Origin of the sequence: Phyllobacterium lublinensis, assembly GCF_020164435.1 — a bacterium.
Taxonomy (GTDB): domain Bacteria; phylum Pseudomonadota; class Alphaproteobacteria; order Rhizobiales; family Rhizobiaceae; genus Phyllobacterium; species Phyllobacterium lublinensis.
This window is the reverse complement of the sequence record NZ_JAIUDQ010000005.1, coordinates 259,066-271,748: the sequence shown is the minus strand read 5'-3', so window position 1 is coordinate 271,748 and position 12,683 is coordinate 259,066. Positions and strand designations below refer to the sequence as shown.

General features: G+C 57.7%; 13 protein-coding genes. 10 read left to right on the top strand and 3 right to left on the bottom strand.

Going from position 1 to position 12,683, the window contains the following annotated elements; translation table 11 throughout:
* Nucleotides 1-11 precede the first annotated feature (11 nt).
* The 5 genes from rpsM to K9U38_RS09285 all read left to right on the top strand — a co-directional run bounded on the left by rpsM (nt 12) and on the right by K9U38_RS09285 (nt 3,236).
* Nucleotides 12-380 carry a 30S ribosomal protein S13 gene (gene rpsM, locus K9U38_RS09305; RefSeq protein ID WP_224494055.1) on the top strand — a complete coding sequence of 123 codons (369 nt, stop codon included), beginning with the start codon at nt 12-14 and terminating at the stop codon, nt 378-380.
* 130 nt (nt 381-510) lie between these two features.
* Entirely contained in the window at nt 511-900 is a 390-nt protein-coding gene (gene rpsK, locus K9U38_RS09300; RefSeq protein ID WP_008124952.1) for a 30S ribosomal protein S11, read from the top strand.
* A 110-nt stretch (nt 901-1,010) separates the two neighbouring features.
* On the top strand, nt 1,011-2,024 hold the full coding sequence (locus tag K9U38_RS09295; protein ID WP_099999147.1) for a DNA-directed RNA polymerase subunit alpha: 1,014 nt from the start codon (nt 1,011-1,013) through the stop codon (nt 2,022-2,024).
* A 71-nt stretch (nt 2,025-2,095) separates the two neighbouring features.
* Nucleotides 2,096-2,524, top strand: coding sequence for a 50S ribosomal protein L17 (rplQ, locus tag K9U38_RS09290; protein WP_027233184.1), 429 nt, complete (start codon nt 2,096-2,098; stop codon nt 2,522-2,524).
* A gap of 175 nt (nt 2,525-2,699) precedes the next feature.
* The gene (locus K9U38_RS09285; protein ID WP_224494054.1) at nt 2,700-3,236 is read left to right on the top strand and encodes a hypothetical protein; all 537 of its coding nucleotides are present in this window, start codon (nt 2,700-2,702) and stop codon (nt 3,234-3,236) included.
* 40 nt (nt 3,237-3,276) lie between these two features.
* On the opposite strand, the gene K9U38_RS09280 is transcribed toward K9U38_RS09285, so the two are convergent.
* Nucleotides 3,277-3,888: a LysE family translocator gene (locus K9U38_RS09280; RefSeq protein ID WP_224494053.1), complete on the bottom strand. Its 612-nt coding sequence runs from the start codon at nt 3,886-3,888 to the stop codon at nt 3,277-3,279.
* Nucleotides 3,889-4,040: 152 nt separating this feature from the next.
* Entirely contained in the window at nt 4,041-4,844 is an 804-nt protein-coding gene (locus K9U38_RS09275; RefSeq protein WP_224494052.1) for an AraC family transcriptional regulator, read from the bottom strand.
* Nucleotides 4,845-5,027: 183 nt separating this feature from the next.
* On the opposite strand from K9U38_RS09275, the gene K9U38_RS09270 reads away from it, so the two are divergent.
* Together K9U38_RS09270 and K9U38_RS09265 are read left to right on the top strand one after the other, a co-directional pair.
* Complete coding sequence (locus K9U38_RS09270; RefSeq protein WP_370631875.1) at nt 5,028-6,452, top strand: DegQ family serine endoprotease; 1,425 nt, start codon at nt 5,028-5,030, stop codon at nt 6,450-6,452.
* A 157-nt stretch (nt 6,453-6,609) separates the two neighbouring features.
* Nucleotides 6,610-7,923: a replication-associated recombination protein A gene (locus K9U38_RS09265; RefSeq protein ID WP_224494051.1), complete on the top strand. Its 1,314-nt coding sequence runs from the start codon at nt 6,610-6,612 to the stop codon at nt 7,921-7,923.
* Between the two features lie 274 nt (nt 7,924-8,197).
* Here K9U38_RS09265 and K9U38_RS09260 read toward each other — a convergent pair whose 3' ends face one another.
* Nucleotides 8,198-9,973, bottom strand: a complete 1,776-nt coding sequence (locus tag K9U38_RS09260; RefSeq protein WP_224494050.1) for a glucan ABC transporter ATP-binding protein/ permease — start codon at nt 9,971-9,973, stop codon at nt 8,198-8,200.
* A 198-nt stretch (nt 9,974-10,171) separates the two neighbouring features.
* Here K9U38_RS09260 and crcB point away from each other — a divergent pair, with 198 nt between their 5' ends.
* Genes crcB through K9U38_RS09245 form a run of 3 tightly spaced genes read left to right on the top strand, consistent with a single transcriptional unit; the run spans nt 10,172 to nt 12,408 of the window.
* The gene (gene crcB, locus K9U38_RS09255) at nt 10,172-10,549 is read left to right on the top strand and encodes a fluoride efflux transporter CrcB (protein ID WP_224494049.1); all 378 of its coding nucleotides are present in this window, start codon (nt 10,172-10,174) and stop codon (nt 10,547-10,549) included.
* A 36-nt stretch (nt 10,550-10,585) separates the two neighbouring features.
* Complete coding sequence (locus K9U38_RS09250) at nt 10,586-11,572, top strand: RluA family pseudouridine synthase (RefSeq protein ID WP_224494048.1); 987 nt, start codon at nt 10,586-10,588, stop codon at nt 11,570-11,572.
* Nucleotides 11,573-11,613: 41 nt separating this feature from the next.
* Entirely contained in the window at nt 11,614-12,408 is a 795-nt protein-coding gene (locus K9U38_RS09245) for an ATP12 family chaperone protein (RefSeq protein ID WP_224494047.1), read from the top strand.
* The last annotated feature ends 275 nt before the right edge of the window (nt 12,409-12,683 follow it).

The following is a 12,683-nucleotide window of genomic DNA, read 5'->3' as shown; positions in this document are numbered from 1 at the left end:
GGAGAACAGACGTGGCTCGTATCGCTGGCGTCAACATCCCGACGAACAAGCGCGTTGTCATTGCGCTTCAGTACATTCACGGGATTGGTCAAAAGTTTGCTCAGGAAATCGTCCAGAAGGTCGGCATTCCTGCAGAGCGTCGCGTCAATCAGTTGACCGATGCGGAAGTGTTGCAGATTCGTGAAACGATCGATCGCGATTACCAGGTTGAAGGTGATCTGCGCCGTGAAGTTTCGATGAACATCAAGCGTCTGATGGATCTGGGCTGCTACCGCGGTCTGCGTCATCGCCGCTCGCTGCCGGTTCGTGGACAGCGCACGCATACCAATGCGCGCACCCGCAAGGGTCCTGCCAAGGCGATTGCCGGCAAGAAGAAGTAAGTTCCTTCCGGCGCGGTCCGCTGCGCCGGTTCTGCTTCGGGCAGAGACAGTGCTGGTTTCGCACTTTAACTGAAACCACGGTGGAGCCTCTGGAAATACGGAGGCGTCGAGATCAATTGAAAGGACTACCATGGCCAAGGAAGCCACGCGCGTTCGCCGTCGCGAGCGCAAGAATATTTCGTCGGGCGTTGCTCACGTTAATTCGACATTCAACAATACGATGATCACCATCACGGACGCTCAGGGCAATGCGATTGCCTGGTCTTCCGCCGGTGCGCAGGGTTTCAAGGGTTCACGTAAATCCACGCCATTCGCTGCACAGATGGCTGCGGAAGACTGTGCCAAGAAGGCACAGGAACATGGCATGCGTTCGCTGGAAGTAGAAGTTTGCGGGCCAGGCTCCGGCCGTGAATCGGCTCTTCGTGCACTCCAGGCTGCCGGTTTCACGATTACGTCGATCCGCGATGTAACGCCGATCCCGCACAATGGCTGCCGTCCGCGCAAGCGTCGCCGCGTCTAATCTTTTGCGACACGATTTGGCCGCATGAGCTGATTTTCAGCTCCTCTGCGGTTTCCACGCCTCAATGCCACGATTGGATGGTGGTAAAGGCAAGGATAGGGAAAAATTAAATGATCCAGAAGAACTGGCAAGAATTGATCAAGCCGAACAAGGTCGAGTTTCAGACCTCCGGCTCGAAGACGAAGGCTACGGTCGTCGCCGAACCGCTGGAACGCGGTTACGGCTTGACGCTCGGCAATGCCTTGCGCCGTGTGCTCCTGTCTTCGCTGCGCGGCGCTGCCGTGACGGCGGTACAGATCGACGGCGTTCTGCATGAATTCTCGTCGATCCCGGGCGTGCGGGAAGATGTGACGGACATTGTCCTCAACATCAAGGAAATCGCGATCCATATGGAAAGCGACGGTCCCAAGCGCATGGTCGTCCGCAAGGAAGGCCCAGGCGTTGTTACGGCTGGCGACATCCAGACGGTTGGCGATATCGAAATCCTCAATCCGGAACACGTGATCTGCACGCTCGACGAAGGCGCTGAAATCCGCATGGAATTCACTGTCAACACCGGCAAGGGCTACGTTCCGGCTGACCGCAACCGTGCGGAAGATGCTCCGATCGGCCTGATCCCGGTCGACAGCCTCTACTCGCCCGTCCGCAAGGTTTCCTACAAGATCGAAAACACCCGTGAAGGTCAGGTTCTCGATTATGACAAGTTGATCCTGCAGATCGAGACCGACGGTTCGATCTCCGGAGAAGATGCGGTTGCCTATGCAGCACGCATTCTTCAGGACCAGCTCGCGATCTTCGTCAACTTCGACGAGCCGCAGAAGGAAGTTCAGCAGGAACAGGTCACTGAACTTGCGTTCAATCCGGCCCTGCTCAAGAAGGTCGATGAACTCGAACTCTCGGTGCGTTCGGCAAACTGCCTGAAGAATGATAACATCGTCTACATTGGCGATCTCATTCAGAAGACGGAAGCAGAAATGCTGCGTACGCCGAACTTCGGTCGCAAGTCGCTAAACGAAATCAAGGAAGTACTGGCTTCCATGGGTCTCCATCTCGGTATGGAAGTTCCTTCATGGCCGCCGGAGAACATCGAAGATCTCGCGAAGCGTTACGAAGACCAGTATTAAGAACCCGGGCTTTGCCCGAAACACAAGCCCGGGCCGTGAGCCCGAAAAAGAGAAATTGAAGGAGAAGGCTCATGCGCCACGGTAATTCAGGCCGCAAGCTTAACCGGACTGCCAGCCATCGCAAGGCGATGTTTGCCAATATGGCTGCATCGTTGATCGAGCATGAGCAGATCGTGACAACGCTGCCCAAGGCCAAGGAAATTCGCCCCATCGTTGAGAAGCTTGTCACGCTCGGCAAGCGCGGTGATCTGCACGCCCGTCGTCAGGCCATTTCGGCCATTCGCGACGCCAAGCTCGTTGCCAAGCTGTTCGACACGCTTGCTCCGCGCTACGGCCAGCGCAATGGCGGCTACATCCGCATCATGAAGGCAGGCTTCCGCACCGGTGACAATGCACCGCTCGCAGTTGTCGAATTTGTCGATCGCGACACCAGCGCCAAGGGTTCGAAGGATCTCGCCCGCGTTGCTGCCGAACAGGCGAACGAAGCCGAAGCAGCGTAAGCAACGCTTCGGACCTGGCATGAATCGAAAAGGGGGCTCGCGCCCCCTTTTCGTGCTTGAGCCGGTATTGGTGCAGATCCTGTTGCTGCACACCCGGCGTAACCGTTACGTACTTGAATTATTCAATTAGCTTGTCAGCCTTTGGCCGGGATCACAATTCCGAAGGAGGGTTCCGATGACCAGCAACGATCCAAATGCGGCGAGTGCAACCAATGATGCGTTGCCAAGACGACGGACCGGCATCCGGGCGAGAAACATATTGTCGGCCGCCTGCATCATAGGCCTTTTTGCAGGCACCGCGCTTGCGCAGCAGCCAACGGCGGCCCAGCAAAACGCAATCAAGTCTGCCTGCCGGAACGACGTCATGGCGCAATGTTCCGGTGTTCAGCCGGGTGGTCAGGCGGCGCTCACCTGTCTTCAACAGCATAGCTCGTCGCTGTCATCCGGATGCCAGCAGGCGCTCAGTGCCATCGGCTCGGGCAAGTCAGCACCAGCAGCAACGACGGCCGCGCCTGCCGCTGCTGCACCCGCCGCAGCACCTTCGTTCACGCCGCGCGAGGAAATGGCCATTGCTCGAGAGGCCTGCGGCCCCGATTTCCGTGCATTCTGCAAGTCGGTCGCGCTCGGTGGCGGGCGGGGCATTGCATGCCTGCGCCAGAATATGAGCCGCCTCTCGGCCGGTTGTCAGAAAGTGCTGTCAGCCGCGCGATAATTTCCGTTTCAGTGGAAGCGGTATCGGCGCCGGTCGTTCATCAACGGTCGGCCAGCGCCAGCTTTACTCCAAGCGCCATGAATGCGGCGGCAAAACTGCGGCGCATCCATGTCAGGATGCGTGGACGCGCGACGACCTGATCGCGAACAGAGGCAGCGAACAAGCCATAACCCACGAATACGATGAACGTCATCAGCATGAAAACGCTGCTCAACGTGAGCATGCGCGAGACCGGATGCGGTTCGCCGGGGTCGATGAACTGCGGCAGGAACGCCAGAAAGAAAATCGAAAGCTTTGGATTGAGGACATTGATCAGGATGGCCGTCATGGCGACCCGCGCCGTTGAACCCGCTTCGGCCTTTTTCTCGATATTGAGCGAACCCTTTTCGCGCAGCGCATTCCAAGCCATATAGAGCAAATAGGCGACGCCGACATATTTGAACGTGTGAAAGGCGAGGGCGCTGGCATGCAGGATCGCTGCCAAACCACCAATGGCGGCCGCAATGTGCGGTACAATTCCGATAGTGCAACCAAATGCTGCGGCAATACTGGCGCGACCACCGCGAGCAAGCCCGGTTGCGAGCGTATAAACCACGCCCGTTCCGGGTGAGACAACGATAATGAAAGATGTAATCAGAAACTCGATTCCCACAGCAATTCTCCCGCTCGGATTGTTGACGAGCATATCTAATCCGGCGGGTAGCAGTCCGTCTTGAACAGGATTGCAGGTAAGATGTGCTCGCCACCTTTCTCGTGGATTGCCATTCGTGAAGCAGAATTGGCCCCAAATAGACAAAACTTGCTCTAGGTCACCGCGGTGGCGTAGGAGCCCGGTGAAACCCCGAATTTGCGAATGAACAGGCGGGTCATATGACTCTGGTCGGCGAACCCGCTTGCTGCCGCGGCATCGGCCAGCGCAGTACCGCCGGCAATCAGACGGCGGGCAAGGTCAATACGCCGTTGCATGAGATAGGCATGAGGGGTAAGCCCGGTTGCCTTGGCAATGCCCCTGACAATCTGGAACTGGCTCATGCCGCTCCTCCCGGAGAGGTCGGCGAGTGTGTGAGTAGCCGTCGGATCATCGTCGATCATGGTGAGCGCCTCGCGGACTGCCGTTGATGCTGGATCGATTGACGGGCTTTCCGAACGCCCAAGGACGAGGCTGTCGAGCAATTGCAATAGGAGTTCCTCGCGCTCAAGGGCAGATGCTGGCGTGCGCCGATCGGTCAGCGCAAGGAACAATCGCTGGAACCACGCTACGACTCGTGGGTCTACGAGCACGGGCAGGGGAAACTCACGGGCAGCTTTCCCGTCCTCCGCGTCGCTGTTGCCTATGATTGCCGGATCGAAATAAAGCATCCGCCACGAACGACCGGCATCGCCTATGGGCACGCCGTCGTGCACTTCGCCCGGATTGACCGTGATGACGTGACCGGGTCCGGCCTCCACCATGCCGCGGCCGCTCAGCGATTTCTGTGCTCCTCGATAGACGACGCCAATTCCATACTGCTCATGCCAATGGCGCGGAAACACATGATCCGTTGCCGCCTCGACGACCTCGATACCGGCGACGTCGCAGGGATAAATTCTGAAGCCGCTCGACGTCATCCCGGTCCTCCGCATCGCAGTGATTCATACGCCATATTGCTGTAATCAAAAAGCTGAACCGGGCGTGGGGCGTACGGAACACAATTGTCTCAAATTTGCTTTGTTTCTTCGCTGGTATCTCCCCAGGAAATCACCACATTGGTCGAGACAGTTTGACTGATTCACCACGTATCGGAGATTGATATGAAATTCAAAGTCGCACGATCCGCGCGGGCGCTTCTCCTGAGCACCGCCTTGCTTTCCGGCATGGTGGCGCCGCTCCACGCGCAAACGGCAACCGATGCGACAAGGCAACTGCCGACGACGCGCGAGCAGATGCAGCTTTCCTTTGCGCCACTCGTGAAAAAGACGGCGGGTGCCGTGGTCAATGTCTATGCGGCGCATGCCGTGCAAAGGAGGTCGCCATTCGCCGGTGACCCCTTCTTCGAGCAATTCTTTGGTGGCCAGTTCAATGGGCCTCCGCGTGTCCAGTCCTCGCTGGGTTCCGGCGTGATCGCCGATGCTTCCGGCATCATCGTTACGAACAATCACGTCATTCGTGACGCGGATACCGTCAAGATTGCCCTCGCGGACGGCCGTGAGTTCGAGTCAAAGGTTCTGTTGAAGGATGAATCGACCGATCTGGCAATTTTGAAGATCGATGCAGGCGAGCCGCTTCCTGCCCTGCCATTGGCAGATTCCGACAAGGTTGAGGTCGGCGATCTTGTCCTTGCGATAGGCAACCCGTTCGGGGTCGGTCAGACAGTGACGAGTGGCATCGTTTCAGCTCAGGCGCGCACCCGCGTTGGCATTTCGGATTTCGATTTCTTTATCCAGACCGATGCGGCGATCAATCCCGGCAATTCAGGCGGTGCCCTGATCGACACGGGTGGTAATCTCATTGGCATCAACACGGCAATCTTTTCCCGTTCCGGCGGATCGATCGGAATTGGATTTGCCATTCCTTCCAATATGGTACGGGCAGTTGTTGAGACGGCGAAAGGCGGCGGCGATACTTTCGAGCGGCCCTATATCGGCGCCACGTTCCAAAACGTGACGCCGGATGTGGCCGAAGGCCTGGGCATGAAACAACCCTATGGCGCGCTCGTGACCAACGTGGGCAAGGGAGGTCCCGCGGAAAAAGGCGGGTTGTTCGTCGGCGACGTTGTTCTTTCAGTGGACGGGGTGCGCATCGAAAACCCCGACGGCCTAGGTTATCGACTGAGCACAGCCGGCATAGGCAAAACAGTGCAGTTACAAGTGCTGAGCCGTTCCAAGGAGAAGACGATTGCGGTTGCACTCGAGAAGCCGGCACCGGATTCGCTGGACAATCAGATGCTCATCCAGGGCCGTAACCCGTTGTCGGGCGCCCATGTCCTGAAACTCTCCCCGAGCAGTGCCGCACGCTTGCGCCTGCCACCGGAGACGGAGGGTGTGGCCGTCGACAAGGTGTTCCCAAATACGCCGGCCGCCCGCATCGGGTTGCAGCCGGGCGACATCGTGCGCGGGATCAATGGCTTGGAAATCGAAACCATGACAGATCTGACCAAGGCGATGTCGAGCAAGCCAGTGCTTTGGCGCTTCGATTTCGAGCGTGGAGGTGACATAATTCGCCAGGTAATTCGCTAAGGCTATGCGGATATTGGCGTTGTGGCGGTTTGCAAACGGCGTTCTTCTCCAATCCGGACCAGGTTAGACACTTCGCTCCGGTTCTCGAGAAACGCCGCTTTCGCCGCGCCATGATCGCGAATCTGAATACAGCCTTGAACAGGACATGGATAAGAGCATGGCGGATTTGTTTTCGGTCAATGACGATCCGGCAACGGATAGAAGCCGGCCACTGGCGGATCGTTTGCGGCCAAGGACGCTTAAAGACGTCACGGGACAGGAACACCTGACCGGCGAGGAAGGCGCGTTGACCCGCATGATCGACGCCGGTTCGCTCGGCTCCATGATCTTCTGGGGACCGCCGGGAACGGGAAAAACCACGGTGGCGCGGCTCCTTGCCAACGAAACCAACCTGGCGTTTGAGCAGATTTCTGCGATCTTTTCCGGTGTCGCTGACCTCAAGAAAGTCTTCGAGATGGCCCGGGCACGCAAGATGTCCGGTCGCCAGACATTATTGTTCGTCGACGAAATTCATCGCTTCAATCGGGCACAGCAGGATTCATTTCTACCGGTGATGGAGGACGGTACCATCGTTCTTGTCGGCGCAACGACTGAGAACCCGTCCTTTGAACTCAACGCCGCTCTCTTGTCGCGGGCGCGCGTCCTTGTGTTCCATCCCCACGAGGAAGCCAGCCTGAAGGCTCTGATGGAGCGCGCAGAAAGCCATGAGGGAAAGGCGTTGCCGCTAACCGAGGAGGCACGCGCCAGCCTTGTACGGATGGCTGACGGAGACGGACGTGCCATTCTGACGCTGGCGGAAGAAGTATGGCGTGCGGCTCGCGATGGCGAGGTCTTCGATGCGGAACGGGTACAGCAGATCGTCCAGCGAAGAGCGCCGGTATATGATAAGGGCCAGGACGGCCACTACAATCTGATCTCGGCCCTGCACAAGTCCGTGCGCGGTTCCGATCCGGACGCCGCACTCTATTATCTTTGTCGGATGTTCGACGCCGGAGAGGATCCGCTTTATATCGGCCGGCGCATGGTGCGCATGGCAAGCGAGGATATTGGCCTGGCAGACCCGCAGGCCCTTGTGATCTGCAATGCCGCCAAGGATGCGTATGACTATCTCGGCTCGCCAGAGGGCGAGCTGGCGCTGGCACAGGCCTGCGTTTATCTCGCGACGGCGCCCAAATCCAATGCCGTCTATACGGCATACAAGGCGGCGATGCAGACTGCGAAACAAAATGGTTCACTCGTACCGCCCAAGCATATCCTCAACGCCCCGACAAAGCTCATGAAGGGCGAGGGCTACGGAAGCGGCTATGCCTACGACCACGACGAGCCGGATGCATTTTCCGGCCAGAACTATTTCCCCGAAGCACTTGGTCGCCAGACTTTTTACAACCCGCCGGATCGTGGTTTCGAGCGGGAAATACGCAAGCGCATCGATTACTGGAACAAGCTTCGCCGGGAACGGGGAGAGGGATAGCTCGCTCGGGCCCGACGAGGTTGAATATCGAGCTGACGCTAATTGCAATGATGCCGTGCGTGGTTGGACAAGCTCAACATGAGGGAGATCGCAGTTCGCAGGGAGCCGAGTGCCTGCAATGTCGCAATTACATTGCGATCGGCCAACTTCCCTCATGGTGAGCTTGTCGAACCATGCAGAAAGGCAACTGCAGGCCTAGCGATGGGAAAACCGTGAAGCTCAATAAAAAGGCCGCTCGCGAGCGGCCTTTTGTCTCAACTAATCGCAATTCCGATCAGGCAGCTTCCGGCTTGCGCGGGAAGGGCGTAACGTTTGCCGTATCGTCGTCGAGCTTCAGGCCACCCGCCTTGAGCAGCGATGTGAAGCGGCCATTCTGGCGGGCCAGTTCCTCGAAGCTGCCGGACTCGACCACCTCGCCCTGATCCATGAAGAGCACGATATCCGCATCGCGAACCGTGGAAAGACGGTGTGCAATGATGAACGTCGTGCGGTTCTGGCACAGCTTGTCAACCGCAACCTTAACGCGAGCTTCGGTTTCGACGTCGAGCGCACTGGTGGCTTCGTCAAGCACGAGGATCGGTGCATCCTTCAGAATGGCCCGGGCGATGGCGACGCGTTGGCGCTCACCGCCGGAAAGCTGCGAACCACGCTCGCCCACGACTGTGCCGTAGCCACCAGACTTGGCGAGGATGAAGTCGCTTGCATCGGCGGCTTCAGCTGCCGCAAGCACATCCTCGGCGCTGGCCTTGGGACGGCCAATGCGGATGTTGTCCTCGATCGAGCGGTTGAACATTCCAGCATCCTGGAACACCGTCGCAATGGCATTGCGCAACGAACGGCGGCTGATGGTACGTGTATCGATGCCGTCAACGAGAATACGACCTTCCTTCGGATCATAGACGCGCTGCAGCAGGTTGATCAGCGTAGTCTTGCCCGCGCCAGTCGGGCCGACGATGGCGACCGTCTGGCCAGCCTTCGCCTTGAACGAGACGTTCTTCAGGCCCTGCGTCGAATTGGCGAACTCGAAGGAAACATTCTCGAATTCAACATCGCCGCTGACATTGTCGATATCGTGGACGGTCTTCGGCTCTACCGCATAGGCAGCCGACGCCTCCATGTCGAAGAAGTCTTCAAGCTTGGCGCGGGCCGCGAAAATCTGGTTCACGAAGGCGCTGAGCTGATCAAGACGACCAATGAGCAGACCGGCAAAGCCGATGAAGGACACGACTTGCCCGACCAGCATTTCACCTTTGATGACGAAATGTGCGCCAAGGGCCAGAACCACGAGGATGGAGATCGTTGATGCCATGCGATTGATGCCGGCGGCCAATGCCCACCAGTTCAATACAGGATATTGAGCGGCAAGCAGCTGCTTCGTGTAAGACTGCAGCGCGCGTGTTTCTTCATCGATACGATTATAGCTCTGCAATACAGAGATATTGCCCAGCGAGTCGGTCACATGGCTGAAAGCCGTGATGTGGTGGCGCTCGACCTGCGCCTGGCCATCCTTGGTCTTCGCCGTTACAAAGCGGCTCACCAGAACATATACGACACCCAGTATCGCCAATACGGAAGCCAGACGCCAGTCCTGCGCGAGTGCCAGGGGAACCAGACCGGCCAGGGCCACCATCGTTGCAAGATGGGTGCGCATGAATTCAAGCCAAAGACCGAACAGGGTCTCGATCGCGCGCAAAAGCGTATGCATCGCATTGGATGTTCCGCGCTGATGATGCCACGACAGCGGCATGCTGATCACGCGGTTGTAGGATTCGGTGAGCACGGCAAGCTTACGCCGGTGCGCAAGGCGGTCTGCCTCTCTTGCAACGAGCACATTGGCGCCGATATGGAACAAGCCAACGGCAGCCAGCTGGGTGAGGGGAACCCATATATTGGTTTTGTCGGCGATTGCCTGGATGACGAGACCCATAAGCAAAGGCTCGAACAGCATCGTCAGAGCCAGCGCGATGTTGACCACGCAGATAAACACGGTCGCGCGCTTTTCAGCGCCCAGGTATTGGAGCGATTTCCAATAGATGTTCAACAATGACACTGTGCCACTCCGCTTGCTTGGGCCGCTTCACGCCGCAGAAGGGACTCTGCATCAGACTCTTGTGCACCGCAATATTCAATGCTCTAAAGTCTTGATAGTTCCTTGTTTCTACAAGGAACATTTTTCTACGCCGCGTAACGTCCCGTGATGATTCAACCAATTGAGTTCACAAAATAAACTGGCCGAGCTGAATGTAAAATGAACGCAATATTACTTGTAGCATCCGGAGGAGCAATCGGCTCAGTCGCCCGATACCTTGTCGGTATTCTTGCAACCCGGATTTTGGGCGCAGCCTTCCCTTTCGGTACGCTGGCGGTCAATGTCATAGGCGGCCTGCTGATGGGACTATTTGTCGAGCTGCTGGCAAGGCGCTTCGACGGATCAGCCGAGCTTCGACTGTTCGTGGCCGTCGGAATACTGGGTGGCTTCACGACATTCTCGTCATTTTCACTCGATGTCGTCGTCCTCTGGCAGCGCGGGGAACTTGGTCTGGCACTGATTTATGTGCTCGCAAGCGTCATCTTGAGCATTGGCGCGCTGTTTTTTGGATTATGGCTCGCACGGTTGGCAGGTTAGTGCTATTCGCTCCTCTGATCCAAAAAGGCAGAGTTGATGGCAGCAGTAGAACAAAAGACAGTCGATACGGGTGAGGCAGAGATGCGCCTCGACCGGTGGTTCAAGGTACACTATCCCGGTCTGGGGTTCGGGCACCTGCAGAAATTGCTGCGATCCGGCCAGATACGCATTGATGGCTCGCGCGCCAAATCCGACACCAGACTGCAGGCGGGGCAGACTGTCCGCATTCCGCCCTTGCCGGTGGATTCGAAAGCCGAGGGTCACCTGACCGGCAAGAGCATTCGCGGCCGCGAGGACGGCGACGTCCTGTCGCAGATGCTGCTTTACGAGGATCCGAAGGTTTTTGTCTTCAACAAACCGGCCGGACTTGCAGTGCAGGGCGGTTCAGGCGTCAATCGGCATGTCGACGACATGCTGGAGGCGTGGCGCAACAAGAAGGGTGAGAAGCCGCGGCTCGTACATCGGCTCGACCGGGATACATCCGGCGTTCTCGTGGTGGCCCGTACGCGGGGGGCTGCGCAGGCTTTGACCGCAGCGTTCCGGGAGCGTGAAACCAAGAAGACCTATTGGGCGCTCGTCAAGGGAATCCCGCGCAAGCGCGAGGACAAGATTACCACGTGGCTGGTCAAGGAGACCACGCCCGATGGAGACCGCATGCGTATTGCCCAACACGGCGAACCCGATTCCGATCACGCCGTGTCCTACTACCGGGTCATCGAATCCGCGGGGCAGGTGCTGACATGGCTGGAAATGGAGCCCTATACGGGCCGCACGCATCAGCTGCGTGTACACGCAGCACATATCGGCTGTCCGATCATCGGCGACCCGAAATATTTCGAGGCAGACACGAATTGGTCGTTTCCGGGCGGTATCCAGAACCGGCTACACCTGCATGCACGCCGCATCCGCGTTCCCAATCCGTCGGGAGGGGTAATTGATGTAACCGCACCACTACCGCCGCATATGGTACAATCATGGAACCTCCTGGGCTTCGATGAGAACGATGCAAATGAAGACGACTGAGATTGTCGCCGGATAAAATCAAAGACATACGGACTTCGAAAATGCGTAACGATATCTTCAATATGGATTCAAAGGACGGCCTTTCCGATCCGGATCCGGTCCGCCGCGCTCAGATCCAGTCGAAGCTTCCCTTGCCAAAGCGTTTCTACAAGGTGGCGGCCGTCGCCGAACGTGACGGCACCTTCACTGTTGAGCTTGATGGCCGTGCCGTCAAAACGCCTGCGAGACAGAACCTTTCCCTGCCGACACGCGCAGCGGCCCAACTGATTGCCGACGAGTTTTCCGCGCAGGACAAGGAGATCGATCCAGCACGCATGCCGGCAACGCGATTGGCAAACACCGCGATCGACGGCATCGTCAACGACCCGCAGGCGGTGCTGGAAGACGTTTTGCGTTTCGCTTCGACAGACATGCTCTGTTACCGTGCCGGTTCGCCGGAGCGGCTCGTGCAACGCCAGGCCGATCTATGGGACCCGTTGATCGACTGGGCGGCATCGGCTCTCGGCGCCCGTTTCGTCCTTGCAGAAGGTGTCATGCATGTGGAACAGCCCCGCGAAGCTCTCGGCGCATTCAGCGTGCATCTTGGTGCGTTCAGCGATCCATTTGCCATTGCCGCCCTTCATACGATCACCACGCTGACAGGTTCGGCAATTCTCGCGCTCGCTGTAGCCAAGGGCGAGGTTTCCGGCACTGAGGCATGGACATTGGCCCATGTGGACGAAGACTGGACAAATGAACACTGGGGCGAGGATGCAGAGGCCGCTGCACGCCGCGCCGTGCGCCAGCGCGAGATGATGGCAGCGGTCGATATACTGAATAGCCTCGCAAGCCGGTAGAGCTGTCGGTACCCCCCGGGGGGCGCCGCCGCATCTACGTATCAGAGTATGTGGGACGGGTTTCTTGGGCACCGGGCATTGTATGCTTCCACCACACTGTATGTTTGGATGTTAGTATATTTTAACAAATAGTTCCGCTGTGATATTTTGTGATTATTCTCAAAAGAGGAATAATCCAATGATGAAAATAGTATCCTATATACATTTCAAGACTTGAAGCAGAGCTGCGGCTGTTCGCACGCTGGCGGGTAAATCGTTCAGCGGCCCAATCCTTG

Bases quoted from the DNA above. Each gene is read 5' to 3' on its own strand.
- rpsK (WP_008124952.1), top strand. From the start codon at position 511: ATGGCCAAGGAAGCCACGCGCGTTCGCCGTCGCGAGCGCAAGAATATT.
- K9U38_RS09295 (WP_099999147.1), top strand. From the start codon at position 1,011: ATGATCCAGAAGAACTGGCAAGAATTGATCAAGCCGAACAAGGTCGAG.
- rplQ (WP_027233184.1), top strand. From the start codon at position 2,096: ATGCGCCACGGTAATTCAGGCCGCAAGCTTAACCGGACTGCCAGCCAT.
- K9U38_RS09285 (WP_224494054.1), top strand. From the start codon at position 2,700: ATGACCAGCAACGATCCAAATGCGGCGAGTGCAACCAATGATGCGTTG.
- K9U38_RS09275 (WP_224494052.1), bottom strand. From the start codon at position 4,844: ATGACGTCGAGCGGCTTCAGAATTTATCCCTGCGACGTCGCCGGTATC.
- K9U38_RS09270 (WP_370631875.1), top strand. From the start codon at position 5,028: ATGAAATTCAAAGTCGCACGATCCGCGCGGGCGCTTCTCCTGAGCACC.
- K9U38_RS09265 (WP_224494051.1), top strand. From the start codon at position 6,610: ATGGCGGATTTGTTTTCGGTCAATGACGATCCGGCAACGGATAGAAGC.
- crcB (WP_224494049.1), top strand. From the start codon at position 10,172: ATGAACGCAATATTACTTGTAGCATCCGGAGGAGCAATCGGCTCAGTC.
- K9U38_RS09250 (WP_224494048.1), top strand. From the start codon at position 10,586: ATGGCAGCAGTAGAACAAAAGACAGTCGATACGGGTGAGGCAGAGATG.
- K9U38_RS09245 (WP_224494047.1), top strand. From the start codon at position 11,614: ATGCGTAACGATATCTTCAATATGGATTCAAAGGACGGCCTTTCCGAT.